We start from the raw sequence: 23,739 nt of genomic DNA, 5'->3' as shown, positions 1-23,739 counted from the left end.
TGAAGCATCAAATAATATGTGGTATGGTACACCCGGCAACGCCGGTTGTCAATACTTACCCTTCCGTGCCCAGGGTGGTGTCCGGGATCAGGGCCCGGTCCAGAGGCAAGCTGCCTACAGCAGGTGCCGGCTCTCCATCGATGTAGAGCTGTACCGCCTCCACCCCATCCAGTTCGCACAGGGTATTGACCATGGCGTACACCATCAGGGCCGCCGTTGTTTCACTGCCGGGCAGCCCCTGGATAAACTCAGGAGACAGATCCACCAGACAAACGCCGTCCTCTACCTGAGCCGACAGGATCTGGCTTCCCTGGGGCAGGCAGGGACTCAGTCCTGCCTCTTCCGGCCCCTCGGCCCAGGCAGACAGCACCGCCTCTACCACAGTCTGGTCCACATCCTTGATGATCTGGCGCCGTTCCACGCCCAAATTCTGTCCTCCCTGCCGCAGATACCACAGATCCACACCCAAGGACATGGGCTCATCCGCACCGCCGGCCAACAGAATATCTTCCGCAGACAGCTGTTGAATAGAGCGATAGGGCAGTTCATGGCCCTCCACGGTCACATAGACGGAGTCCACCTCCTCCAGCTGACAGAGGGTCAGGGTCAGGCAGGCGTCAGCCAGGGTCAGGTTGACCCCGGAGAGGCTGTAATATTGGTCGGACAGGTCCAGATGGAGTACTCCCTCCTTCAACTGCCAGTCCAGCAGTTGAAGCCCGCTGGGGAAGGGGGTGGTCAGCTCCGGCGACTGGGGCTGCTCCAGCAGCAGTTCCATCAGGCCGGGAATGGTCTCCTGTCCCTGAGAAAGGACCCGGCGCTCCCCCTCTACCGCTGATTCTCCCTCCTCATTGGACAGGGCAGAGTAATAGATCACATAGCTCTGGCCATCCTGCTTGCCGGATCCGGCCTCCTGGGCAGCACATCCACTGGCGGTCAAAAGGACGGCACAGAGCAGCACCGATATGCCTCGCTTGCTCACGGTTCCTCCCCTCCCTTCTCCGTCCAGCAGGAAAATCGCACTTCAAAGCAGGTGCCTTCCGGCTCCCGCCGCCGGGCGGTCACGGTACCGCCGTGCTGGCGCACCGTGTCCCGGACAATGGACAGGCCAAGGCCGGTACCGCCGGCGGCCCGGGAACGAGCCTTGTCCACCCGGTAAAACCGGTCAAAAATCTTGGGCAGATCAGCCTCCGGAATACCCACGCCGGTGTCCTCTACCAGCAGGATCACCTGATCTTCCTCCTGCTTCAGGGTCACGGTCACGGTGCCGCCGGGCAGGTTGTATTTCACGGCGTTCTCCATCAGGTTAAATGCCACCTGATACAGATCGTCTTCGGTGGCCCGAATGATACATCCGCTCTGGAGCGACAGCTTCAGTTCCACCTCTGCCGCTCGGGCCAGGGGAGTGAGCATATGCTCCACCCGCTCCACCACCGTCTTGACGTCCACCGGCCCAGTATGGATCTCATGGGCGGTGTCCAAACGGGTAAGGGTAAGCAGCTTTTCGGTAATACGGGTAAGGCGCTCGGCCTCATCCCCAATATCAATGAGAAATTCCCGGGCGGTATCGCCGTCCATATTATCCGCCTGGAGGATAGAGTCGGTCAGCAGGCGGATGGAGGCCAGCGGTGTTTTCAGCTCATGGGAGGCGTCGGAGACAAAGCGCCGACGCACCTCCTCCGTGGTCTGGAGCCGCCCGGTCAGTTCGTTGAATTCGTCGGCCAGACGGCTGAGCTCGTCCCCGCCCTTAACGGTAACCCGGTGGCTGTACTCGCCCTGGCGCACCGTATGGATACCCCGCAGCAGCAGGGCGATCCGCCGGGTCAGGGCTTTGGAGAACACCACGCCCATCGCCGCCGTCACCACACAGATCACAATGGAAATGGTCCGCAGGTTGTTCTGAATGCCCTGGAGCAGGGCCCCCTGCTGAGCGTCGTACTCATAGAGGTAAACCGCTCCCTGAGTCATGGAACGGTAGGTCACCGGAACCGCCGCCCGGCTGCACAACGCCCCGTCCTCATACTCCGATCGGAACACATCATTGCCCTGCAAAGCCGTGACAATTTCCCAGATCATGGCATACTGGCCAGCGGTATCCGACCGCTGGCTGCCCTCCTGAAAGTCACACAGCACCAAGCCGTTGGGATCGGTGACCACCACCCGGGTCACCCCCAGGCTGCCCAGCAGCAGGCTGACCGTCTTGGTGGCTCCCTCCTGAGTCAGGGCTTCCGGCCCGGTAGCCAGGGCGGAAGCCAGCACCGAGGCCTGGTTCTGCAGGGAGGTCTGCTTGGACTGGTAGGCCAGAGTCTGGGTCACCATCACCGGATAGGTGTTGAGCAGTACCACCACCGCCGCCACAATGACCAGATAGGTCATGGCGTACTTAACCCGGAGGGATCGCCAGAAGGGCACTCGTCTGGCCCCCTCTTCTCTCTTCTGATTATCCATTCTTCAAATAATAGCCCACGCCCCACTTGGTGAGGATGTAGGTTGGATTGGCAGGGTCCAGCTCCAGTTTCTCCCGCAGGCGGCGGACGTGCACATCCACCGTCCGGTAGTCACCGGCGTACTCATAGCCCCACACCACGTTGAGCAGATTCTCCCGGCTGTACACCCGGCCTGGATTGCGCATCAACAGCTCCATCAGGTCAAACTCCTTGGCAGTCAGATCCACGCTCTTGCCGTCCTTCCAGGCCGCCCGGGCATCCGGGTCCAGGGTAATGTGCCCGATGACCAGCTTGCGGCCACCGCCCATCTGCTGGGCAGCCATGCCTGCCCGGCGGAGCAGGGCTCGCACACGGGCTTTCAGCTCCAGGATGTTGAAAGGCTTGGTAATATAGTCATCCGCCCCACATTCAAAGCCGATGATCTTGTCGGTGTCCTCGCTGCGGGCGGTGAGCATGATGATGGGCACGTTGGAAAACTCCCGAATCCGCATACAGGCCTGAAGTCCGTCGATTTTGGGCATCATCAGGTCCAGGATGATGAGGTCGAAGCCGCCTCCCCGGGCCAGCTCCACCGCCTCTTCCCCGTCGTAGCCCACTTCCACCTGGTAGCCTTCGCTCTCCAGGTTGAACTTGATGCCCTTGACCAGCACCTTTTCATCGTCCACAACCAATATTTTCAAGGCAGTTCCTCCTTTTTTATTAAGAAACGGTAACCATATCAATCAGTCCGCCTAAAATGCCCTCGCCGATGCCGTCTACACGGGTCAGGTCCTCCGGCACCCGGAAGGGGCCGTTGGCCTCCCGGTCGGCGACGATGGCAGCCGCCCGCTTCTCGCCAATGCCGGGCAGTGTCATCAATTCCTCCATTGTGGCGGTGTTCAAATTAATTTTGCCGGAGGGCGAGGCCGCAGGGTTCTCACTTTCCGGTGCCGGAGTCCCGGTCGCTACCGGGACAGCTGACGGCTGGGCAGAGGTGACTGGAACTGTGACGGCGGTAGGTTGCGCCAGCAAGTTCTCTGTCTCCACCCGTACAGGTTGGGCGCTGGAAGCGCCCCGCAGAAACCAGCCCGCCGCAAAAGCCGCAAAGGCGGCGGCCAACAGGAGGGAAATTAGTTCCAGTTTGGAAATCTTCATATTTTGTAACCGCCTTCCCGTTGCTTCCAGGTCCAGGGTTTGCTATAATGGATAAGAAAACTTTGACCTTATTATATCATACACAAATGGAGTTTCCTATGAAAAAATCAAGACTGCTCTCCCTGTTTCTTTCCCTGGTCCTGATCACCGGACTACTTACCACCTTCGCCTTCGCCTCCGCCAGCAGCGGCAGCGCCATTCTGGACGAGATGGATGTCAACGCCAAAGCTGCCGTTTTGGTGGACCCCAATACCAATGAGGTCCTCTACGAGAAAAACGCCCACGAGAAGATGTATCCCGCCTCCATCACCAAGGTGATGACCTGCCTGCTCACCCTGGAGGCGGTGGATGAGGGCAAGCTCTCCCTGGACCAGACCGTCACCGCCAGTGCCAGCATCCACACCGGCATCGGCGCTGGCGCCTCTACCGCCGACATCAAGGAGGGTGAGGAGATCCGGATCATCGACCTGCTGTACGCCGCCCTGATCCCCTCCGCCAACGAGGCCTGTAATGTGATGGCCGAAGCGGTGGCCGGCGACGTGGACAGCTTTGTGGAGCTGATGAATCAGCGGGCAGCCGAGCTGGGCATGACGGACACCCATTTCGCCAACACCCACGGCTACCACGATGACAACCACTACACCTCTGCCTACGACGTCTTCCTCATGTGTCAGGAGGCCATGAAGCGCGAGACCTTCCGTACCATTGTCACCACCAAGAGCTACGATATGCCCGCCACCAACATCCATCCTGAGGTCCGCACCGTTCACTCCACCAACGCCCTGATCTCCAACTGGAACGTGACCGGTTACCTCTACTCCTACGCCACCGGCATCAAGACCGGCCACACCAACGAATCGGGCTACTGCCTGGCTGCTGCCGCCACCAAGGAGGACCGGAGCCTGATCTCGGTGGTTATGGGCTGCGAGCGGGAGCCGGGCTCCACCGGCAGCAAGGGCCGCACCGACTTCTCCGAAACCATCCGGCTGTTTGAATGGGGCTTCAATAACTTCTCCACCCAGACCATTCTGGATGCCACCAAGCGGGATATTCCCGAGGTGGAGGTCACCCTGGGCAAGGGCACCAACTATGTGACCCTGGAACCCCAGGGTGAGATCACCGCACTGCTGCCCAATGACATCTCCACTGAGGATTTCAAGTATGACTACACTCTGAACGCCAATACCGTGGAGGCTCCTGTAGAAAAAGGCCAGGTGCTGGGCACCATCACCGCCACCTTCAACGGCAAGGAATACGGCTCCCTCCCCCTGGTAGCCAGCATTGCCGTTGATGCCGATCCCCTGCTCTACAATCTGGACCGCATCCAGCGCTTTTTCTCCCAGCTGTGGGTAAAGATCATTCTGGTGATCCTGCTGGTCTTTATCGTATACCTCATCATCCGCCGTCTCTTCTTCCGGGGCCGGCGGGGCGGACGCCGGGGCGGCTACTCCTATAGCGGCGGCTCTCACTACAGCGGACGCCGCAGAAGAAGATAACAAAAAGATCGCCTGCTGCTTGTGCAGCAGGCGATCTTTTTGTTACTCACTCAGCAGATCCACATACAGCTCGTCCATGGCCGGAGCCTGGTCGATCAGGCCCTCGCTGAGCAGCCAATCCACGTTTTCCTGCCAGCACTCCGCGCTCTGGGTCAGGAAGGGGGCATCCGCCGTCTCCATCATGGGCAGCAGGGTTTCCATGCTCTTCTGCTCCACCGTCTTGGACAGGGGGAAGTTCTCCTCATTCTGGTTGTCCAGCAGGATCTGGAGCACACCGTCCGGGTCGGCCTGCATATCCTCAAAGCCCTTCTGGCAGGCCCGCAGGAAGCCCTGGAGCACCTCGGGCTCCTCTTCGATCATAGTATCGCTGGCCAGGAACACACCCTCATAGTAGGTGGGCACGCCGTAGTCGTCCAGATCAAAGTAGTTGACCTCGAACCCCTCCTCCTCCAGCTGGGGCACCTCATGGTTGACCAGGCAGCCGATGGTGGCATCCACATTACCGGTGGTCATGGAGCTCATCAGGTCAAATCCCACGTCGATGAGGGTCACGTCACTGGAGTCAGCCCCCACATAGGCCATGATGGAGTGGATCAGGGCCTCGGACAGCTCGGTGCCCGCGTAGCCGATGGTCTTGCCCACCAGATCCTCCGGGGAGGTGATGTTCTTGTCCTTCAGGGAGAGGACGATATTCAGGGGACCCTGAACCACCGCGCCGATGGACTTCACCGGCACGTCCTGATTGGCCCGGGCAATGATTACGTCCTGCTGGTAGTACAGGCCGATCTCCGCCTGGCCGGCGGCCACCAGGGAAATGGCGTCGTTGGCGTTGGAGGGGAACTGGATGTTGACCTTCAGTCCCTCCTCCTCGAAGTAGCCCTTCTCAATGGCGTCATAGAGGAAGGCATGGAGGGCGTTGGGATACCAGTCCAGCACCACGCTGATTTCCCGCAGGTCGTCCTGGCCCCCGGTTTCCTGACCGCCGTCGGTGGGGGTGGAACAGCCGGCCAGGAGGAGCGCCCCAACCAGGGCAAGGATTGCAATTCGTTTCATATCCATCTTTCCTTTCTCTTTGTGATTAGGAGGATTCGCCCCTCCAGCGGACAAACTTTCGTTCCAGCAGGGCCACAATACCCACCGCGATCATGGCGGTGGCCGACAGCAGTACAATGGGGGCGAACACACCCGCCCCGTCCAGCTGGGTCATCATCCGGCGGGAGAAGTAGCCCAGACCGCTCTGAGCCCCCAGCCACTCGCCGATGGCCGCACCGATGATGCTCATGGGCACCGCCATTTTGATGGCCGAGAAAAAGTAGGGCAGCGCGCAGGGGGCCTTGATCTTCCAGAAGATCTCCCGGCGGGTAGCGCCGTAGGTCTGGAGCAGCTCCGCCATTTCTGTCTTGGCCGAACGCAGACCGTCGTACACCGTAATGGTGATGGGGAAAAAGGTGATGAGCACCGTCACCAGCACCTTGCTCCAGATGCCGTAGCCGAACCACAGCACAAACAACGGCGCAATGGCGGTGGTGGGAATGGTCTGGGACACTACCACCACGGGATAGAGCATCCGCCGCACCATGCCGCTGGCATCCATGGCCACCGCCAGGGCCAGCCCCAGCACCAGGGAAATGGCCAGGCCGATGGCGGTCACCGCCATGGTGGCGGGCAGATGGACGGTGAAGAGGGGCTCCCGCAGCTCCCACAGCCGCTGGAGGATCTCAAGGGGGGTGGGCAGGATGTAAGAGGCATTCATACACATGGCCCCCGCCTGCCAAATCATCAGCAGGGCCAGCAGGAAAATGAGGGCGGGCAGATTGGCTTTGCAGGCTTTCTTCATACGCTCACCTGCTTTCTCAGCAGCGTGATCAGCCGCTCCTTCAATTCCACCATCTCCGGATTCTTGAGACAGGACCGGTCCCGGGGAAAAGCGGCGGGCACCGGGATCTCGGTCAGGGTATGGATGGGGGTGGATTCCACTACCAGCACGCTGGAGGAGAGGAACACCGCCTCCTCCACGTCGTGGGTGATAAAGAGGATGGTCTTTTTGTGCCGCTGCCACTGGTCCAGCAGCCACTCCTGCATGGAGATGCGGGTAAGGAAGTCCAGGGCGGAGAAGGGCTCGTCCAGCAGCAGCAGGTCGCTGCCCGTCAGCATGGTGCGGGCAAAGGCAGCCCGCTGCCGCATCCCGCCGGACAGCTCGTGGGGCATCTTGTCGCAGCAACCCTCCAGCCCTACATCGGCCAGGGCCTCCTGAGCCTTCTGCCGCCGCTGGGCCTTGGACAAGCCACCGGCAATCTCCAGGGGCAGGGCCACATTCTCCCCCACGGTACGCCAGGGGAAAAGCAAATCCTTCTGAGGCATATAGCCACAATACCGCTTCCGCCCCCCAATGGGCTGCCCATCCACCAGGATCTCCCCGCCCTTGGGCTGGAGCAGGCCGTTGGTCATGCGAAAGATGGTACTTTTACCACAGCCGCTTACACCCAGAACGCAGTGGAAGGACCCCGGCTCCACCTGAAAGGACAGCCGGTCGATGATATCGAAGTCCTCGGAGGGATACTGATAGGACACCTGACGGAATTCCAGCGCGCTCACTGTTCCAGCCTCCACGACATCTCCCAGAAGCCAAGCTCGTACCGGCTGCACGCCACGAAGATGTCCTCCAGCCGCCGGTACTCCTCCTTGCTGCAATTCTGAGCCAGAGCATCCATCCGGGCCACAAGAGCGTCGTTGGTGTGCTGGTACTCCTCGCTGGAGTAGCCCCGTACCCACTCGCCGTAGAAGGGGTGGTCCGCCGCGCCGGGAAGCTGGGCCAGCCGTGCGCCGATCTCGGCGTAGCTCCAGGAGCAGGCTAGGATGGAAGCCACGATCTCCGCCGGGCCGCCGGCGGCGGCCACCGCCAGCATATAGCTGGTATAGGACAAGTTGGGCAAGGCAGGCTTCACCTGAAAGACCTGCTCCTCGGTGATGCCCAGTTTTGACATATAGGCCCGGTGGGTCTTCATCTCGCCCCCCAGAATGGCGTCCACGTTGGCGGAGAAAAAGCGCATTAATTCCGGGTCCCTGGCCTTCACAACACCCCAGGCAAACACCTTGGCGTAGTCAAAGAGGTAGAGATAGTCCTGAAGCAAAAAGTGCCGGAACTTCTCCCGGTCCAGGGTGCCGTCCCCGATGCCTTTCACAAAGGGGTGGTCGTGGCAGGCCTGCCAGATGGGCTTTGCCGCTTCATAAAGCCGCTGGGTCACGGTCATAGGGCCTTCCTCCAATCCAAAATGGTTTCATCCGCCAGGGCGGACAGGGCGGGCCAGTCCTGGGCGTAGGCCGCCTCCGGGATGCCCACGGTATAAAAGCCCGCCTCCCTGGCGGTGCGGGCGGCGTAGAGGGCGTCCTCAAAGACGGCGGTATCCGCCGGGGTGCTCCCCAGGCGGCGGGCGGCCTCCAGATAGACGTCGGGCTGGGTCTTGCCCTTCCCCACCGTCTCACAGCTGAGGATAAAATCAAAATAGTGAGCCACCCCCAGCCGCTCCAGGCAGGCCATGGCCAGGGGCTCCGCCGTGGCGGTGGCCACGCACAGCTTGGCTCCCTCCCCTTTCAGGCGGTTCAGATAGGCCTCAATACCCGGCTTCAGGGGGATATCGGTGCGGTAGTGGTTCTCCATCACGGCGTGCATCTCGTCAATGATGCGCTCCGGCGGGCCCTCCACCCCAAAAGTCTCTATCAGAAAGGCAGCCCCCTCCAGCATGGTCATGGGCCCCATGGCGGCCAGCTGGGCCTGGGTGGGGTGGTGCCCCCTGGCCTCCAGGTAGTCCTTGCCCAGGGACTTCCAGATGGGCATGGAGTCCACCAAGGTGCCGTCCATATCGAAAATGCAGAATTTCTTATCCACAGGCGGCCACCATCTTATCGGCCAGGGCCCGCAGACGGCGGGCGGCCTTCTCCGGGTCCTTCTGGGCAAAAAGGGCGGACACCACGGCGGCTCCCGCAGCCCCGGTTCCAGTCAGCTGGGGCAGGCTGTCGGCGTTGATGCCGCCGATGGCCACCACCGGGATGGACACCGCCTGGCAGATGGCTTTCAGGGTGTCCAGGCTCAGATTCTTAGCGTTCTGCTTGGTGGTGGTACCAAACACCGCTCCAGCGCCGATGTAGTCGGCCCCGGCCCGCTCGGCCGCCACCGCCAGCTCCACGGTGTTGGCGGTGATACCCAAAATCTTGTCCGGACCGATGAGGGCCCGTACGTCCCGGCCCATCAAATCGGCCTGGCCCACATGGACCCCGTCTGCATCACAGGCCAAGGCAATGTCCACGCTGTCGTTGATAACAAAGGGCACATGATACCGGGCAGCGATGGCCTGGATCTCCCTGGCCTCCGCCAGAATAGTGGCCTGATCCAGCTCCTTCTCTCTCAGCTGGAGGAAGGTTGCGCCCCCCTTCAGTACCTCCTCCACCACCTGTGCCAGGGTACGCTCCCCCAGCCAGCTCCGGTCGGTGACGGCGTAGAGGGTCATGCCCTGCCGAATTTCATCCTTGGTAAACTTCATAGCGCACTCCTTGTATCAGCTGTTCTTCCGTCAGGTTGAACACGCTGTCGATGAGATCAATGCGGAAGGTAGCGTTTCCCGTTTCCTTTTTGAGCCGCAGTTCCTCCGCCCGCTCGCCTGCCAGGGCAATGGACGCGGCAGCGGCCGCCGCAGCCTCAAAGGGCTTGTCCGGGCTGGCCCCGCAGAAGGCCCCTGTGAGGGCAGACAGCATACATCCGCTGCCGGTGATGCGGGCCATGGTGGGGCTGCCGTTGCGGAGGAAGAGCACCCGCTCTCCCTGGGCAATCACATCCACCACCCCGGAGAGGGTCACCGCCGCCCCGGTCCGCTTGGACAGGGTACGGGCCAGTTCCGCAGCCTGGGGCAGGCCGGACTCGGTCACTGCGTCAGCCTGGGCTACATCCACCCCGCTGCCTCCCTCTTTATCCTCGGTAAGTGAGCGAATCTCCGAGGCGTTGCCCCGGATGACAGCAAACTGTACTTCCTCCAGCAATTTGCGGGCGGTTTCCCGCCGCAGGCCGGTAAAACCGGCGGCCACCGGGTCGAAGATCACCGGTACGCCCAGCCGGTTGGCCTCTTTTCCAGCGATGAGCATGGCCTCCCGGTCCCCCACGGCCCCTAGGTTAAGCACCAGGGCCTGGACACCGGCTACTGCGTCCGCCACCTCCAGAGGGTGGTGGGCCATGGTGGCCGAGGCCCCCGCCGCCAGCAAAATATTGGCGCAGTCGTTGACGGTAACGATATTGGTGATACACTGGACCAGAGGGGCTTTTTCCCGTACCGCCGCCAGCATGGCGGCAAAATCCATCCGTTCCATGCCTCTCACCGCCTGACCAGGGTCTGCATGACGTCCAGGCCGCCGGAGCGCTTCAGAGCAAAGAGTACTGCCCCGGCAATGATGGAGCCGCCCACAGTGGAAATCAGGAATGGGCCCATATAGCCGTATACCGCCACGCTCTGGCCCAAAATCAGGGTGGCGATGGGCCAGGCGGCCAGGCCGCCCAGGATGCCGGTGCCAAAGACCTCACCCACGCAGGTGGCACCCAGATTACGGGTGCCCCAATAGGTCAGGCCGCACACCAGCGCCCCCACCATGCTGCCGGGGAAGGCCAGCAGGGTGCCCAAGCCCAGCAGGTTACGCAGGAAACTGGCAGCAAAGGCACACGCCACACCATACCAGGGGCCCAGAAACACGGCGCACAGGATGTTGACCATGTGCTGCACCGGGGAACACCGGGAGCCCAGCACCGGGAAGGAGACCAGGCTGCCTACCACTGCCACAGCGGTAAGCAGGCTGGCGATCGCCAGCTTTTTGACTGCTGTCTGCTGTCTCACACCTCTCCCCTCCCCTGTTGGAAGCCACCGCCCGCCGGAACGGCATAGTTATGCCACAGGGGGCCGCTGCCCTGGCCCAGGTCCAGCTTGGCCTCCATGGCAGCGGTAATGTAGGCTTTGGCCTTCTGTACCGCACCGGGCAGGTCCTCACCCAGGGCCAGGAAGGAGGCGATGGCGGAGGACAGGGTGCAGCCGGAACCGTGGTTATTGGGATTGTCCACCCGGGGAGAGCGGAACCAGTGGGCCTGACCGTTCTGCCGCAGCAGATCATCGGCACTGTCGCTCCGGTGTCCACCCTTCACCAGCACCGCACCCTGCATGGTCTTGCCAATGGTCTCAGCGGCCCGCATCATATCCGCCTCGCTCTCAATGGCGAAGCCGCACAGCCGCTGGGCCTCGGGGATGTTGGGCGTGATGATGGCTGCCAGAGGGAAAAGCTCCTCCATCAGGGCGGTGAGGGCGCTGTCCTGCATGAGGGCGGAGCCGCTGGTGGATACCATTACCGGGTCCACCACGATATTCTCTGCACCATACTGCCGCAGCTTGGCGCCGATAGCCCGGATGATGGGGGCGGAGGACACCATGCCGATCTTTACCGCCTGGGGCCGGATATCCTCAAAAATGCAATCCAACTGCTCCGCCACAAACTCCGGGGTTGCCTCCAGCACATCCCGGACGCCGGTGGTATTCTGAGCGGTAAGGGCGGTGATGGCGCTCATACCGTACACCCCCAGGCAGGTCATGGTTTTGAGATCCGCCTGGACGCCGGCGCCTCCGCTGGAATCGCTGCCGGCAATGGTAAGCACACATTTCATGATTGTTCCTTCTTTCTCTTAGTAGGCAAGGGCACGAAAAAAGCGGCAGGTCCCGTTGGGACCTGCCGCTTCTCTGTACGTGAAATAAACTCCTCCGGACGGAGGAGACTCCGCACGGAAATAGTGCTGCGTCCCTACGTTGGCATTACCCAAATCAGGTCAGGTCGAGGGACTGTCCCCTCCTCTCAGCCTCCTCGCGGAAGCTCCCTTGCACGCAAGATTTTAACTTGTTTCGCCTTTTTTGTCAATCCTTAATGATTGAGCACCCGGACGCGGAACACGCCCTCCAGGGCGCGGATCTCGTCGGCCACCGCCTCGCTGATGCGGCTGCCCAGATCTACCACGGTGTAGGCATAGTCCTTCTTGGACTTGTTGGTCATGTTCTCCACGTTGACCCCGTCCCGGGACAGCAGGCCGGTGATGTTGGCGATGGCGCCGGGGATATTGCGGTGAATGATGCACAGCCGGGCCACACCGCTCCACTCCTGCACCAGGGTGGGCAGGTTGACGGAGTTCTTGATGTTGCCATTTTCCAGGTAATCCTTCAACTCCTGAGCGGCCATGACGGCGCAGTTCTCCTCGCTCTCGGGGGTGGAGGCGCCCAGGTGGGGGATGGCAATGACGTTCTTGCCCTGGAGGATCTTGTTGTTGGGGAAGTCGGTGACGTAAGCGGCCACCTTGCCGGAATCCAGAGCCGCCAGCATATCGTCGTCGTTGACCAGACCGCCGCGGGCCAGGTTGAGAATACGCACGCCGCCCTTCATCATATGGAAGGCGTCCTCATTGATCATACCCTTGGTCTCAGAGGTCTGAGGCACATGGAGGGTGATGTAATCGCAGTTTTTATAGATGGTCTCCAGATCCATGGCACGGTGGACCATCCGGGACAGGGACAGGGCTGCGTCCACGCTGAGGAAGGGATCATAGCCGAACACGGTCATGCCCAGCTTGGTGGCGATGTTGGCCACCTGCACGCCGATAGCGCCCAGGCCGATGACGCCCAGGGTCTTGCCAGCGATCTCAGGGCCCACAAACTGGCTCTTGCCCTTCTCCACCACCTTCTCTACGTCGGCTCCAGCACCAGCCTGGGCCTTGACCCACTCAGCACCGGCGGTGATCTTACGAGAAGCCAGCAACAGGGCGCACAGGGCCAGCTCCTTCACCGCGTTGGCGTTGGCGCCAGGGGTGTTGAACACCACGATGCCCGCCTCGGAGCAGCGGTCAATGGGGATATTGTTGGTACCGGCGCCAGCACGGGCAATGGCTCGCAGGGAGTCGGGGAACTGATACTCGTGCATATCGGCGGAGCGGACCAGAATACCGTCCTCATTCTCCACGTCGTCGCTGACGGAGAAGCGGGTCTGATCCAGCACAGACAGGCCGGCAGGGGAAATTTTATTCAATGTTTTGATGCGAAACATGATGACATTACCTCCCGTCAGTTGTTCTTGTCAAAGGCCTTGATGAAGTCGCACAGCTTCTCCACACCCTCGGTGGGCATGGCGTTGTAAATGGAAGCGCGCATACCGCCTACGGAGCGGTGACCCTTCAGGTTGGTGAAGCCGGCCTCCACGCTCTCCTTGACAAACTTGGCGTCCAGCTCGTCATTGCCGGTGCGGAACACCACGTTCATGTCGGACCGGGAGCCAGGCTCCACAGCGCAGGTGAACAGCTTGGAGTTATCGATCACATCGTACAGCATCTGGGCCTTGGAGTGCTTGATGGCCTCCATGCCGGGGATGCCGCCCTTGGACTCCAGCCAGTCCAGCACCAGGCCCAGGATGTAGATGCACCAGCAGGGCGGGGTGTTGTACATGGAATCCTTGTCGATCATGGTCTTATAGTTCATCATCAGGGGGGTGTAGGGCAGCTCGTTGCCGGCCAGATCCGCCTTGATGATGACCACCGTCAGACCGGCGGGAGCCATGTTCTTCTGAGCGCCGGCAAAGATAATGCCGTACTTGCTCACATCCACCGGACGGGACAGAATGTCAGAGGACATATCGCACACGATGGGCACCCCATTGGTCTCGGGGACATACTGCCACTCGGTGCCGTAGATGGTATTGTTGGCGCAGTAATAGAAATAGCTGGCCTCAGGGTCCAGCTTCAGCTGGTCCTGGGTGGGGATGTAAGTATGGTTCTTGTCGGCGGAGGAGGCGGCCAGATTGATCTCGCCGTACTTCTTGGCCTCCTTATAGGCAATGTTGGAGAAGTTGCCGGTGACAGCGTAGTCAGCCTTACCGGTTTTACCGATCAGGTTCAGGGGCGCCATGGAGAACTGGGAAGATGCGCCGCCCTGCAGGAACAGCACCTTATATCCCTCAGGCACGTTCATCAGCTTGCGGAACTTAGCCTGGGTGTCGTCAAAAATCTTCTGAAACACCTTGGAACGGTGACTCATCTCCATGACTGACATACCGGAACCCTGATAATTGGTGATTTCAGATCCGGCGCGCTCCAGTACTTCCAGCGGCAGCATGGACGGGCCCGCGGAGAAATTGTACACTCGCTCGTTACCCATGATAGATGGCCTCCTTGATTCCAAATTTCAAAATAAACTCCAAGATCGCGGTATTTCTGCAGCGATACAGTTGACCGCTTTATCTTGATAAAGCATATTATAGACATCAACCTGCTGCAATGTCAATACCGTGGAATCACCAAAACCAAGCAGTCTATTACAAAAACTTTGTGAAAGTTTCAACGAACCCTTTGCACTTCCAGTTGTTTTGTGGTACAATGCCCATGAACTGAGAGTTTAGTTTTCCCACGGAAGGGGAGAAGGCAATGCTGCTTTCCGACATCAAACAGATCCTGAATGCCACTGTATTGTGCGGCGAGGATCATCTGGACCGGGAGGTCATGTCCGCCTGCGGCAGCGATTTCATGAGCGATGTGCTTGCTTTTGTAAAAAATCAAGCTCTTTTGCTCACTGGTCTGGTCAATCCGCAGGTGGTCCGTACGGCAGACATGGTGGAGATGAAGTGCATCGTCTTTGTCCGGGGCAAGGTGCCGGGCAAGGATATCCTCAGTCTGGCCGAGGACCGGGACATCGTGGTCATGACCTGTCCCAAGCGGATGTACGAGGCCTGCGGCCTGCTTTACTACAATGGATTGCGAGGGAATTGCGATGGAAACGATTAGACTGGTATACCCCGTGGAGGGCGGCGACCTCATCGAGGCCGGTGAAGCCTCCAGCAAGATGAAGTTGACCCTGAAGAAGCTGGGCCTGTCTCAGGATGTAATCCGCAGGGCCTCCATCTGTATGTATGAGGGCGAGATCAATATGGTTATCCACGCCGACGGCGGTCAGGCTGAGGTCGAGGTGGAGATGGACCAGATCGTGATCCGCATGGTCGATTCCGGCCCCGGTATTCCCGATGTAGAGCAGGCTATGCAGGAGGGCTACTCCACCGCCGGTTCCACCGCCCGGGAGTTGGGCTTCGGCGCCGGTATGGGTCTACCCAATATGAAGCGTTATTCTGATGAAATGACCATTGACACCGAGGTGGGCAAGGGCACCACTGTCACGGTCAAGATTAAGATTCCCCAGTGAAGTATGTCTCTGGCGAAGGGAGGTAAAGCAGTGCCATGGCCATGAAGCATTCCGTGGTACTGGACAGCCGCCGCTGCCGGGGCTGTACCTCCTGCATCAAAGGTTGCCCCACCGAGGCCATCCGCGTCCGGGGCCGTAAGGCCACCATCCTGCCCGACCGCTGCATCGACTGCGGCGAGTGCATTCGTATCTGTCCCCACAAGGCCATCAAGTCGGTGGGCGACAGTTTGGACGTGCTGTCCCAGTATGAATACTGCGTTGCCCTGCCGGAGCCTGCCCTCTACGGGCAGTTCCACAATTTGGACAACATTGATATTGTGCTCAACGCGCTTTTAAAGATCGGCTTTCACAAGGTATATGAGGTAGCCAAGGCCGCCGAGATGCTCTCTGACTTTGAGCGTCAGTGTATCTGTGAAGGTCCGGCTTCTGTTACGCCGCTGATCTCCTCCTCCTGCCCCACGGTGCTCCGGCTTATCCGGATGCGCTTTCCCAAGCTGATGGGTCATGTGGCCTGCACGATCCTGCCCATGGAGCTGGCAGCCATCCTGGCCCGGCGGGAGGCAGCCAAGGAGACCGGCTTGCCGCCGGAGCGGATCGGCGTCTTTGCCATCGTCCCCTGCTCCTCCAAGGTAACGGCCGCCCGGGAGTCCGAGGGCCTGAGCCACCCGGTGCTGGACGGCGCCTTTGCCATCCGGGATATCTACCTGCGGCTGCTCAGTCCCATGAAGCACCTGGAGACCGTAGAGCCCATGACCTCCGCCGGTATCATCGGAATGGGCTGGGCATCCTGCGGCGGCGAAAGCGCCGCCCGGCTGCGGGAGCGCTGTGTGGCGGTGGACGGCATCAACAATGTGATCCGGATGCTGGAGGAAATCGAGGACGGGCGCCTGCCGGAAGCCGATTTTCTGGAGCTGTCCGCCTGCACCCAGGGGTGCGTGGGGGGCTGCTTCACGGTGGAAAACCCCTACGCCGCCAAGATGCGCCTGAAAAGCCTGATGAAAGGCCAGCCCGTATCCCGGAACCGCTTCCGGTTCGAGGGCTCGGAGCGGGATATTGTCCGGCGGGACAAGGAATTACAGTACTTACCCACATTTGTTCTGGACCAGGACCTGGGGGCTGCCCTGAACAAGCAGCTGCGGATTCAGGAACTGGAATCCCACCTGCCTGGGCTCCACTGCGGGTCCTGCGGCGCCCCGTCCTGCCACGCCTTTGCTGAGGATGTGATCCTGGGCCGGGCTACGGTGGAGGATTGTATCTTCAAGGTGCGGGAGCGGATGCGCTCCATGGCAGGCAAGGACGAGGCGGACGACTATCTGCCGCCCCCCTTCCGCCGCTGTCAGCCAGAACCGTCGAACAAGTAGACCATTGGGCGCGTTGCAGAACTGCTTCTCTGTAACGCGCCCTTTTGTTTCACCAACCAAAGGAGGCATAGGATGATGACAGTACAGGAATTGATCCATTCCATGGAACTGACGGTATTCCACCTGGCTCAGCCGGAGCGACCAGTCACCGGCGGCTATGTAGGCGACCTGCTCAGCTGGGTCATGGGCCGTGCCGGTCAGGACTGCGCCTGGCTCACTATCATGTCCAACCAGAATGTGGCCGCCGTGGCTCTGATGGCCGACGTAGCCTGTGTGATTCTCACGGAAGGCGTCCAGCCTGATGCCGATCTGCTCCGCCGTGCCCAGGAAAAAGAGGTCAACCTGTTGGGGGTGGGCCAGGATACCTTTGCCGCCGCCTGCCGCTTGGGGCAGCTGTTGGCCTAAGACCAGTCTAACCAGAAAGGGGGGAAATCTCTTTGCAGTTTTATTACGACCTTCATCTACATTCTTGTTTATCGCCCTGTGGCAGCGACGAGATGACCCCCGCCAATCTGGCCGCTATGTGTGCCCTGGCCGGGCTGGAGATTGTAGCCCTCACTGACCACAACAGCTGCGGCAACTGCGCCTCCTTCTGCCGGGCCGCCCAGTCTCACGGCCTCACCGCCCTGGCCGGCATGGAGCTGTGCACCCAGGAGGAGATCCATGTGGTCTGTCTCTTCCCCGACCCGGAACGGGCGGAGGACTTTTCCAGTGAGATCGCCAAGCACCTCCCTCCGATCCGCAACAATCCCGACCGGTTTGGCAAACAGCTGCGGATGGACGACGGGGACGGCATTCTGGGTGTGGAGACCGCCTTCCTGGCTGGCAGCACCGATATTCCCCTCTATGAAGTTCCCCGCCTGGTATCCCACTGGGGCGGTACTGCCTTCCCTTCCCACATCGACCGCCCCTCCTTCTCCCTGCTGGGGGTATTGGGTCTTTGGGACCCGGACATGGGATTCTCCGCTGCCGAGCTGTCCCACCGCTGTCCCCCGGAGCTGGCACAAAGACCCGACCTGAAGGATCTTTTGCTGCTCACCAATTCCGACGCCCACTATCTGGATCAGGTGTGGGGTGCGGAGCATATGCTGGACCTCCCGGAGTGTACCCCTCAGGCCGTCATTCAGCGTCTGGCCTGCCGGGTCTGAACCTGGCCTCCGGACAACTTTCTTTACAAGAGCACTTTAATGTGCTATACTTTCCATAAAGTAACTACTGCCCTGTTGGCCCCATCCGTATTTTCTCCTCATCAGAAAAAGTACTGATGTAACAACAGGGCTATTTTTTACCTCCGCCCTTTTTGTGCAATACTTCAAATTAAACTATATGGTTTTGTATTTTTAACCATGGAAAGTCTTTACAAACGGCTTTTTTTCGCTATAATAGTGCCTTGAAAGTAAAACTAAACTAATTGTTTCAGAAAGGAAGGACGCACCTATGCCAAACTGCAAGACTGTGGTCCCCTACCGTGGGACACCTGAGCAGGAAGAACGCCTGCGGAAGGTCATCGCCGAGCACAAGGGACAGCCAGGCGCTACTATGCCTGTTCTCCAGGCCGCCCAGGAAATCTTCGGCTATCTGCCGGAAGAAGTACAGATCATTGTGGCGGAAGGTCTGGAGATTCCGCTGTCCGAAGTGTACGGGGTGGCCTCTTTTTATGCTCAGTTCACCCTGAATCCCAAGGGAAAATATCAGATCTCGGTCTGTCTGGGCACCGCCTGTTACGTCAAGGGTGCCGCCGCTATTTTGAACGCTGTGGAGCAGAAACTGGGCATCGTCCCCGGCTCCATCACCGCCGACGGCAAGTTCTCTCTGGACTCCTGCCGCTGCGTGGGCGCCTGCGGTCTGGCCCCGGTGATGATGATCAACAACGACGTGTACGGCCGTCTCACCCCCGATCAGGTAGGCCCCATTCTGGATATGTATAAGTAAAGAAGCGCGAGACGTGCGGAACAGCCGCACAGCGTGTCGGTCAGGCCACGGAGGTAATGAACGTGAAAGAAATTGCGCTGCATATTCTGGATATTGCCCAGAACTCCATTTCCGCCAAGGCCTCTCTGGTAGAGCTTACTCTGTCAGAAACGCCTGAGTCCATTACCTTCACCATTGTGGACAACGGCAAGGGCATGAGTCCGGAGCTGCTGGCCCAGGTCAGCGATCCCTTCACCACCACCCGCACCACCAGAAAGATGGGATTGGGAATCCCGTTGCTTCGTATGGCGGTGGAACAGACCGGCGGCAGCCTGACCATTGACAGTACGGAGGGCGTGGGGACCACCGTCACCGCTCTTTTCCGCCCCACGCATATCGACTGTCCGCCGGTAGGCGACATAGCCGGTACCATCACCCTCCTGCTCCAGGGCGCGCCCCAGCTGGAGCTGCACTATACTCACACCATTGACAACAACTGTTTCCAGCTGACCACAGAAGAGCTGCGGGCTCAGCTGGGCCCTGAGATCTCCCTGGCGGAACCGGAGGTCATCCTCTGGATCAGGGATTATCTCCAGGAACAAGAAATGCTGTTACGAGAAAATAAGGGGATGAAAGCATGAAAACACTTGCAGAACTGCAGGCCATCCGGGATCGGATGCGCAGCCAGATCGATCTGCGGGACGCCGGAGACGACCGCATCCGCGTTGTAGTGGGTATGGCTACCTGCGGCATTGCCGCCGGCGCCCGCCCTGTCCTCAACGCTTTGCTGGAGGAAGTGAACAAGCGGGACCTGAAAAATGTAACGGTGTCCCAGACCGGCTGCATCGGCGTCTGCCGTCTGGAGCCCATCGTGGAGGTCTATGTGCCTGGTCAGGAAAAGGTCACCTATGTGAAGATGACTCCCGACAAGGTAGCCTCCATTGTCAGTGAGCATCTGGTCAACGGCCGGGTGGTGGAAGACTACACCATCGGCGCAGCCGAATAAGGGAGGGTGAAGAGATGAGTTTTATCCGTTCCCACATTCTGGTCTGTACCGGCACCGGTTGCTCCTCCTCTAACAGCCAGAAGATCATTGAGGAATTTGAAAAGCAGCTTGTGGCACAGGGTATGGAAAAAGAGGCCAAAGTGGTCCGCACCGGCTGCTTCGGCCTGTGCGCCCTGGGTCCTATCGTCACCATCTACCCCGAGGGTGCCTGCTATACCCACGTCACCGTAGACGACGTGGAGGAGATCGTCTCCGAGCACATCGTCAAGGGCCGCATCGTCAAGCGCCTGCTCAACAAGAGCGCCGGCGAGGAGGGGGCCGTCACCTCTCTGACTGAGACCCAGTTTTATAAGCACCAGCAGCGCATCGCCCTGCGCAACTGCGGCGTCATCAACCCGGAGAGCATCGACGAGTACATCGGCGTGGACGGCTACGCCGCCCTGGGCAAGATCCTCACCGAACAGATCCCGCCCCAGCAGGTCATCGACACCGTGCTGGCCTCCGGCCTCCGTGGCCGCGGCGGCGCCGGCTTCCCCACTGGCCTGAAGTGGCAGTTCACCGCCAACGCAGTAAGCCCCGACGGCGTGAAATACGTCTGTTGTAACGCTGACGAGGGCGACCCCGGCGCCTTTATGGACCGCTCCGTGCTGGAGGGCGACCCCCACACCATCATCGAGGCCATGACCATCGCCGGCTACGCCGTGGGCGCCCACCAGGGCTACATCTACGTCCGGGCCGAGTACCCCATCGCCGTCAAGCGGCTGGAGACCGCCATCGGACAGGCCAGGGAGTACGGCCTGCTGGGCAAGAATATCTTTGATTCCGGCTTTGACTTCGACCTGGAGCTGCGGCTGGGCGCCGGCGCCTTCGTCTGCGGCGAGGAGACTGCTCTCATGCGCTCCATCGAGGGTCACCGGGGCGAGCCCAAGACCCGTCCCCCCTTCCCCGCTGTAAAGGGTCTGTTTGACCGGCCCACCCTGCTCAACAACGTGGAAACCTACGCCAACATCACCTGGATCTTCAACCACGGCGCCGAGGCCTTTGCCGCTATCGGCACCGAGAAGAGCAAGGGCACCAAGGTCTTTGCTCTGGGCGGCAAGATCACCAACACCGGCCTGGTGGAGGTCCCCATGGGCACCACCCTGCGTACCGTGGTGGAGGACATCGGCGGCGGCGTACCCGGCGGCAAGAAGTTCAAGGCCGCCCAGACCGGCGGCCCTTCCGGCGGCTGTATCCCCGCCTCCCTCATCGATACCCCCATCGACTACGAATCCCTGGCCTCCATCGGCTCCATGATGGGTTCCGGCGGCCTCATCGTTATGGATGAGGACAACTGCATGGTGGACATCGCCAAGTTCTATCTGGAGTTCATCGTGGACGAGTCCTGCGGCAAGTGCGCCCCCTGCCGGATCGGAACCAAACGGCTGCTGGGCCTGCTAACCAAGATCACCGAGGGCAACGGCGAGCCGGAGGATCTGGACACCATTGAGGAGCTGTGCAACCACATCAAGCAGTCTGCTCTGTGCGGCCTGGGCCAGACCGCCCCCAACCCGGTGCTCTCCACCCTGAAGCATTTCCGGGAGGAGTACGAGGCCCACATCTATGAGAAGCGCTGCCCCGCCGGCGTATGTAAAGCCCTGATCCAGTATGTGGTGGATCCTGCCAAGTGTAAGGGCTGTACCCGCTGTGCCCAGGGCTGTCCCACTGGCGCCATCTCCGGCGCGGTGCGGGCCCCCCATATCATCAACCAGTCCAAGTGCATCAAGTGCGGCGCCTGTATGGATCACTGCCGCTTTGGCGCCATCAGCAAGCAGTAAGGGAGGGAACGGACATGGACGAAAAGATGGTATCTCTGCGCATCAACGATATTCCCGTCACCGTTCCCGCTGGGACCACGGTGCTGGAAGCAGCTCGTTCTGCGGGCTTCAACATCCCTTCTCTGTGCTTTCTGAAGGATGTCAACGAGATCGGTGCCTGCCGCATCTGTGTGGTGGAGGTCAAGGGCGCCAAGAGCTTGGTTGCCTCCTGTGTCTATCCCGTGGCCGAAGGTATGGAGGTATATACTAATACAGAGCGGGTCCGTAAATCCCGCCAGCTCACTCTGGAGCTGATCCTCTCTAATCACCGTATGGACTGCTTAACCTGCGCCCGTAACAGTCAGTGTGAACTGCTCCAGCTGGCCAGTGACCTGGGTATTGATGCCGTGCGTTACGCCAGCGACAATATGTATCCTCAGATTGAAGATTCTGCCCCTCATCTGGTGCGGGACAACTCCAAGTGTGTCCTCTGCCGCCGCTGCACCGCCGTGTGCCGTGCCACCCAGGAGGTGGGCGTCATCGGCCCCAACGACCGTGGCTTTGCCACTCACATTGGCTGCGCCTTTGACCGGGATCTGAACGAAGTGGACTGCGTGTCCTGCGGCCAGTGCATCGTAGCCTGCCCCACCGGCGCTCTGTCTGAGAAGGACGACACTGCTCAGGTGTTAGCCGCCCTGGCTGATCCCACCAAGCACGTTGTGGTGGGTCCCGCCCCCTCCATCCGCGTCACCCTGGGCGAGTGCTTCGGCCTGCCCATCGGCACCAACGTGGAGGGCAAGATGGTCACCGCCCTGCGCCGTCTGGGCTTTGACAAGGTATTCGACGTGGATACCGCTGCCGACTTCACCATCATGGAAGAGGGCACCGAGTTCCTCCACCGGCTGCGCGGCGACGGAGTACTCCCCCTCATCACCTCCTGCTCCCCCGGTTGGATCCGGTATATGGAGCAGCACGCCCCTGAGATGATCCGCAACGTATCCACCTGCCGCTCTCCCCAGCAGATGTTCGGCGCACTGGTCAAGACCTACTACGCCGAGCAGGCAGGCATCGATCCCCACGATATCTTCGTGGTATCTGTCATGCCCTGTACCGCCAAGAAGTACGAGGTCCGCCGTGAGGAACAGCGGCTGCCCAATGGCTGCATGCCGGTGGACGTGTCTCTCACCACCCGTGAGCTTGGCCGCATGATCACCCAGGCCGGAATGCTCTTCGATCACCTGCCTGACGGTGAGTTTGATGAAATGCTGGGCATCTCCACCGGTGCCGCTACCATCTTCGGCGCCTCTGGAGGTGTTATGGAGGCTGCTCTCCGCACTGTGGTGGAGGAGCTGACCGGCGACGGTATGGCTCCCCTGGAATACCACGAGGTCCGCGGTATGGAGGGCGTCAAGGAGGCCAGCTATGAGCTTCCCGGCCGCACCGTCCGTGTGTGCGTGGCCTCCGGCCTTCACAACGTGAAGCTGGTGCTGGACGGTATTAAGGACGGCACCCTGCATTACGACTTTGTGGAATTCATGGCTTGCCCCGGCGGCTGCATCAACGGCGGCGGACAGCCCATCCAGCACGCTGACGTACGCAACTTTACCGATATCAAGGCCCTGCGTGCCGCAGCGCTTTACAAGCAGGATCAGGATATGGAGTACCGCCGCAGCCACAAGAATCCGGTGGTTCAGACCGTCTATCACAGCTATCTGGGCGAGCCCGGCAGCCCCTTGGCCCACGCCCTGCTCCACTGCTCCTACATTAAGCAGAAGCGCTATCGGGTATAATGAAATAGAAAAGGCTCCCGCTGATAGCGGGAGCCTTTTCTATTTCCATTTGCGTGTCTCTGCAGCTTGCTTCCTCTATCCGAGGCCTTTTCTGTCAGGAACCTGTAAGCCTATCGACCAACCCGGGCCCTCTCTTCCTACCAGCCCTTCAAAAAGCAAGTCAAACATAGCAAAAGCGGACAGCTTACGCTGTCCGCTCTTCGTGTTGGCGTTACCTATCTTCCCGGTCCGTCTCCAGACAAGTATTTTCGGCGCAGGTGAGCTTAACTTCCGTGTTCGGGATGGGAACGGGTGGACCCTCACCGCAATCAACACCAACTTACTTTCCTTTGAAAAGAAAAGTAAGCAAAAGAAACTTTAACAACTTTCTTCTCCTTACCGTTCTTCTCAACGATAAGCACTTAATTTTTAAGGGTTCTCTATGGAGCGCCGCGTAGACGCTCCATAGAGAATGGTGCGCCTTCACGGATTCGAACCGGGGACCCACTGATTAAGAGTCAGTTGCTCTACCAGCTGAGCTAAAGGCGCAGGTTTGGTGACCCGTGCGGGAATCG

The 23,739-nt window shown here is 60.1% G+C and carries 26 protein-coding genes, 1 tRNA gene, 1 rRNA gene and 1 riboswitch; of the genes, 11 read left to right on the top strand and 17 right to left on the bottom strand.

Annotated features, from left to right (window positions below; genetic code table 11):
• Nucleotides 1-55: 55 nt before the first annotated feature.
• The 4 genes from B5E56_RS04615 to B5E56_RS04600 are packed head-to-tail and all read right to left on the bottom strand — an operon-like array spanning nucleotide 56 to nucleotide 3,578.
• A complete protein-coding gene (locus B5E56_RS04615) occupies nucleotides 56-979 on the bottom strand; it encodes a GerMN domain-containing protein (protein WP_087388838.1) in 924 nt (307 codons plus the stop codon).
• On the bottom strand, nucleotides 976-2,409 hold the full coding sequence (locus B5E56_RS04610) for a sensor histidine kinase (RefSeq protein WP_242958769.1): 1,434 nt from the start codon (nucleotides 2,407-2,409) through the stop codon (nucleotides 976-978). Before B5E56_RS04610 ends, B5E56_RS04615 begins: the two co-directional genes overlap by 4 nt.
• Before the next feature lie 28 nt (nucleotides 2,410-2,437).
• A complete protein-coding gene (locus tag B5E56_RS04605; RefSeq protein WP_087187440.1) occupies nucleotides 2,438-3,124 on the bottom strand; it encodes a response regulator transcription factor in 687 nt (228 codons plus the stop codon).
• A 19-nt stretch (nucleotides 3,125-3,143) separates the two neighbouring features.
• The gene (locus B5E56_RS04600) at nucleotides 3,144-3,578 is read right to left on the bottom strand and encodes a ComEA family DNA-binding protein (protein ID WP_087388836.1); all 435 of its coding nucleotides are present in this window, start codon (nucleotides 3,576-3,578) and stop codon (nucleotides 3,144-3,146) included.
• 98 nt (nucleotides 3,579-3,676) lie between these two features.
• On the opposite strand from B5E56_RS04600, the gene B5E56_RS04595 reads away from it, so the two are divergent.
• Nucleotides 3,677-5,074: a D-alanyl-D-alanine carboxypeptidase family protein gene (locus B5E56_RS04595; RefSeq protein WP_087388835.1), complete on the top strand. Its 1,398-nt coding sequence runs from the start codon at nucleotides 3,677-3,679 to the stop codon at nucleotides 5,072-5,074.
• Between the two features lie 42 nt (nucleotides 5,075-5,116).
• Here B5E56_RS04595 and B5E56_RS04590 read toward each other — a convergent pair whose 3' ends face one another.
• From B5E56_RS04590 to serC, 11 genes are all read right to left on the bottom strand, one after another.
• Nucleotides 5,117-6,127, bottom strand: a complete 1,011-nt coding sequence (locus B5E56_RS04590; RefSeq protein WP_087388979.1) for an ABC transporter substrate-binding protein — start codon at nucleotides 6,125-6,127, stop codon at nucleotides 5,117-5,119.
• 25 nt (nucleotides 6,128-6,152) lie between these two features.
• Complete coding sequence (locus tag B5E56_RS04585; RefSeq protein ID WP_087388834.1) at nucleotides 6,153-6,911, bottom strand: ABC transporter permease; 759 nt, start codon at nucleotides 6,909-6,911, stop codon at nucleotides 6,153-6,155.
• Nucleotides 6,908-7,669: an ABC transporter ATP-binding protein gene (locus B5E56_RS04580; protein ID WP_087388833.1), complete on the bottom strand. Its 762-nt coding sequence runs from the start codon at nucleotides 7,667-7,669 to the stop codon at nucleotides 6,908-6,910. Before B5E56_RS04580 ends, B5E56_RS04585 begins: the two co-directional genes overlap by 4 nt.
• Entirely contained in the window at nucleotides 7,666-8,325 is a 660-nt protein-coding gene (tenA, locus tag B5E56_RS04575; protein WP_087388832.1) for a thiaminase II, read from the bottom strand. The genes B5E56_RS04580 and tenA overlap by 4 nt, the downstream gene beginning before the upstream one ends.
• A complete protein-coding gene (locus B5E56_RS04570) occupies nucleotides 8,322-8,960 on the bottom strand; it encodes an HAD family hydrolase (protein ID WP_087388831.1) in 639 nt (212 codons plus the stop codon). The genes tenA and B5E56_RS04570 overlap by 4 nt, the downstream gene beginning before the upstream one ends.
• Nucleotides 8,953-9,612 carry a thiamine phosphate synthase gene (gene thiE, locus B5E56_RS04565; protein ID WP_087388830.1) on the bottom strand — a complete coding sequence of 220 codons (660 nt, stop codon included), beginning with the start codon at nucleotides 9,610-9,612 and terminating at the stop codon, nucleotides 8,953-8,955. Before thiE ends, B5E56_RS04570 begins: the two co-directional genes overlap by 8 nt.
• Nucleotides 9,593-10,429: a hydroxyethylthiazole kinase gene (gene thiM, locus B5E56_RS04560; protein WP_087388829.1), complete on the bottom strand. Its 837-nt coding sequence runs from the start codon at nucleotides 10,427-10,429 to the stop codon at nucleotides 9,593-9,595. Before thiM ends, thiE begins: the two co-directional genes overlap by 20 nt.
• A gap of 5 nt (nucleotides 10,430-10,434) precedes the next feature.
• Entirely contained in the window at nucleotides 10,435-10,947 is a 513-nt protein-coding gene (gene thiW / locus B5E56_RS04555; RefSeq protein ID WP_087266393.1) for an energy coupling factor transporter S component ThiW, read from the bottom strand.
• On the bottom strand, nucleotides 10,944-11,762 hold the full coding sequence (gene thiD / locus B5E56_RS04550) for a bifunctional hydroxymethylpyrimidine kinase/phosphomethylpyrimidine kinase (protein WP_087388828.1): 819 nt from the start codon (nucleotides 11,760-11,762) through the stop codon (nucleotides 10,944-10,946). Before thiD ends, thiW begins: the two co-directional genes overlap by 4 nt.
• A 113-nt stretch (nucleotides 11,763-11,875) precedes the next feature.
• Nucleotides 11,876-11,982: riboswitch (TPP riboswitch) on the bottom strand.
• A 31-nt stretch (nucleotides 11,983-12,013) separates the two neighbouring features.
• Nucleotides 12,014-13,183, bottom strand: a complete 1,170-nt coding sequence (locus B5E56_RS04545; RefSeq protein WP_087187451.1) for a phosphoglycerate dehydrogenase — start codon at nucleotides 13,181-13,183, stop codon at nucleotides 12,014-12,016.
• 17 nt (nucleotides 13,184-13,200) lie between these two features.
• Nucleotides 13,201-14,286 (bottom strand): 3-phosphoserine/phosphohydroxythreonine transaminase, encoded by a 1,086-nt coding sequence (gene serC, locus B5E56_RS04540; RefSeq protein ID WP_087187452.1) that lies wholly within the window; start codon nucleotides 14,284-14,286, stop codon nucleotides 13,201-13,203.
• A gap of 266 nt (nucleotides 14,287-14,552) precedes the next feature.
• Between serC and B5E56_RS04535 the strand changes: the two genes are divergently transcribed.
• From B5E56_RS04535 to B5E56_RS04490, 10 genes are all read left to right on the top strand, one after another.
• The gene (locus B5E56_RS04535) at nucleotides 14,553-14,909 is read left to right on the top strand and encodes a DRTGG domain-containing protein (protein WP_087187453.1); all 357 of its coding nucleotides are present in this window, start codon (nucleotides 14,553-14,555) and stop codon (nucleotides 14,907-14,909) included.
• Nucleotides 14,896-15,321, top strand: coding sequence for an ATP-binding protein (locus tag B5E56_RS04530; protein ID WP_087187454.1), 426 nt, complete (start codon nucleotides 14,896-14,898; stop codon nucleotides 15,319-15,321). Before B5E56_RS04535 ends, B5E56_RS04530 begins: the two co-directional genes overlap by 14 nt.
• 35 nt (nucleotides 15,322-15,356) lie before the next feature.
• Entirely contained in the window at nucleotides 15,357-16,682 is a 1,326-nt protein-coding gene (locus B5E56_RS04525) for a [Fe-Fe] hydrogenase large subunit C-terminal domain-containing protein (protein WP_087388827.1), read from the top strand.
• A gap of 72 nt (nucleotides 16,683-16,754) precedes the next feature.
• A complete protein-coding gene (locus B5E56_RS04520; RefSeq protein ID WP_242955309.1) occupies nucleotides 16,755-17,087 on the top strand; it encodes a DRTGG domain-containing protein in 333 nt (110 codons plus the stop codon).
• 32 nt (nucleotides 17,088-17,119) lie between these two features.
• Complete coding sequence (locus B5E56_RS04515; protein ID WP_087266399.1) at nucleotides 17,120-17,830, top strand: PHP domain-containing protein; 711 nt, start codon at nucleotides 17,120-17,122, stop codon at nucleotides 17,828-17,830.
• Nucleotides 17,831-18,119: 289 nt separating this feature from the next.
• Nucleotides 18,120-18,614: an NADH-quinone oxidoreductase subunit NuoE gene (gene nuoE / locus B5E56_RS04510; protein ID WP_087187457.1), complete on the top strand. Its 495-nt coding sequence runs from the start codon at nucleotides 18,120-18,122 to the stop codon at nucleotides 18,612-18,614.
• A gap of 62 nt (nucleotides 18,615-18,676) precedes the next feature.
• The gene (locus B5E56_RS04505) at nucleotides 18,677-19,234 is read left to right on the top strand and encodes an ATP-binding protein (RefSeq protein WP_087187468.1); all 558 of its coding nucleotides are present in this window, start codon (nucleotides 18,677-18,679) and stop codon (nucleotides 19,232-19,234) included.
• Nucleotides 19,231-19,599, top strand: coding sequence for a (2Fe-2S) ferredoxin domain-containing protein (locus B5E56_RS04500; RefSeq protein ID WP_087266401.1), 369 nt, complete (start codon nucleotides 19,231-19,233; stop codon nucleotides 19,597-19,599). Before B5E56_RS04505 ends, B5E56_RS04500 begins: the two co-directional genes overlap by 4 nt.
• Before the next feature lie 14 nt (nucleotides 19,600-19,613).
• Complete coding sequence (locus B5E56_RS04495) at nucleotides 19,614-21,416, top strand: NADH-quinone oxidoreductase subunit NuoF (RefSeq protein WP_087388826.1); 1,803 nt, start codon at nucleotides 19,614-19,616, stop codon at nucleotides 21,414-21,416.
• 14 nt (nucleotides 21,417-21,430) lie between these two features.
• Nucleotides 21,431-23,185 carry an NADH-dependent [FeFe] hydrogenase, group A6 gene (locus tag B5E56_RS04490; protein ID WP_087388825.1) on the top strand — a complete coding sequence of 585 codons (1,755 nt, stop codon included), beginning with the start codon at nucleotides 21,431-21,433 and terminating at the stop codon, nucleotides 23,183-23,185.
• Between the two features lie 203 nt (nucleotides 23,186-23,388).
• On the opposite strand, the gene rrf is transcribed toward B5E56_RS04490, so the two are convergent.
• Both rrf and B5E56_RS04480 read right to left on the bottom strand, forming a co-directional pair.
• A 5S ribosomal RNA gene (rrf, locus tag B5E56_RS04485) occupies nucleotides 23,389-23,504 on the bottom strand.
• A 133-nt stretch (nucleotides 23,505-23,637) separates the two neighbouring features.
• A tRNA-Lys gene (locus B5E56_RS04480) sits at nucleotides 23,638-23,713 on the bottom strand.
• Between the last annotated feature and the right edge of the window lie 26 nt (nucleotides 23,714-23,739).

Source organism: Flavonifractor sp. An112, assembly GCF_002161085.1.
In the GTDB taxonomy this organism is placed as follows: Bacteria; Bacillota; Clostridia; order Oscillospirales; family Oscillospiraceae; genus Flavonifractor; species Flavonifractor avicola.
This window is presented reverse-complemented; position numbering and strand designations above follow the sequence as displayed.

Excerpts from the sequence above, each read along its gene's own strand:
- thiM (WP_087388829.1), bottom strand. The coding sequence starts at position 10,429 with ATGGAACGGATGGATTTTGCCGCCATGCTGGCGGCGGTACGGGAAAAA.
- B5E56_RS04590 (WP_087388979.1), bottom strand. The coding sequence starts at position 6,127 with ATGAAACGAATTGCAATCCTTGCCCTGGTTGGGGCGCTCCTCCTGGCC.
- B5E56_RS04545 (WP_087187451.1), bottom strand. The coding sequence starts at position 13,183 with ATGTTTCGCATCAAAACATTGAATAAAATTTCCCCTGCCGGCCTGTCT.
- B5E56_RS04585 (WP_087388834.1), bottom strand. The coding sequence starts at position 6,911 with ATGAAGAAAGCCTGCAAAGCCAATCTGCCCGCCCTCATTTTCCTGCTG.
- B5E56_RS04535 (WP_087187453.1), top strand. The coding sequence starts at position 14,553 with ATGCTGCTTTCCGACATCAAACAGATCCTGAATGCCACTGTATTGTGC.
- B5E56_RS04525 (WP_087388827.1), top strand. The coding sequence starts at position 15,357 with ATGGCCATGAAGCATTCCGTGGTACTGGACAGCCGCCGCTGCCGGGGC.
- B5E56_RS04595 (WP_087388835.1), top strand. The coding sequence starts at position 3,677 with ATGAAAAAATCAAGACTGCTCTCCCTGTTTCTTTCCCTGGTCCTGATC.
- B5E56_RS04600 (WP_087388836.1), bottom strand. The coding sequence starts at position 3,578 with ATGAAGATTTCCAAACTGGAACTAATTTCCCTCCTGTTGGCCGCCGCC.
- B5E56_RS04500 (WP_087266401.1), top strand. The coding sequence starts at position 19,231 with ATGAAAACACTTGCAGAACTGCAGGCCATCCGGGATCGGATGCGCAGC.
- B5E56_RS04520 (WP_242955309.1), top strand. The coding sequence starts at position 16,755 with ATGATGACAGTACAGGAATTGATCCATTCCATGGAACTGACGGTATTC.
- nuoE (WP_087187457.1), top strand. The coding sequence starts at position 18,120 with ATGCCAAACTGCAAGACTGTGGTCCCCTACCGTGGGACACCTGAGCAG.
- B5E56_RS04530 (WP_087187454.1), top strand. The coding sequence starts at position 14,896 with ATGGAAACGATTAGACTGGTATACCCCGTGGAGGGCGGCGACCTCATC.
- B5E56_RS04490 (WP_087388825.1), top strand. The coding sequence starts at position 21,431 with ATGGACGAAAAGATGGTATCTCTGCGCATCAACGATATTCCCGTCACC.
- tenA (WP_087388832.1), bottom strand. The coding sequence starts at position 8,325 with ATGACCGTGACCCAGCGGCTTTATGAAGCGGCAAAGCCCATCTGGCAG.
- thiD (WP_087388828.1), bottom strand. The coding sequence starts at position 11,762 with ATGAAATGTGTGCTTACCATTGCCGGCAGCGATTCCAGCGGAGGCGCC.
- thiE (WP_087388830.1), bottom strand. The coding sequence starts at position 9,612 with ATGAAGTTTACCAAGGATGAAATTCGGCAGGGCATGACCCTCTACGCC.
- B5E56_RS04495 (WP_087388826.1), top strand. The coding sequence starts at position 19,614 with ATGAGTTTTATCCGTTCCCACATTCTGGTCTGTACCGGCACCGGTTGC.
- serC (WP_087187452.1), bottom strand. The coding sequence starts at position 14,286 with ATGGGTAACGAGCGAGTGTACAATTTCTCCGCGGGCCCGTCCATGCTG.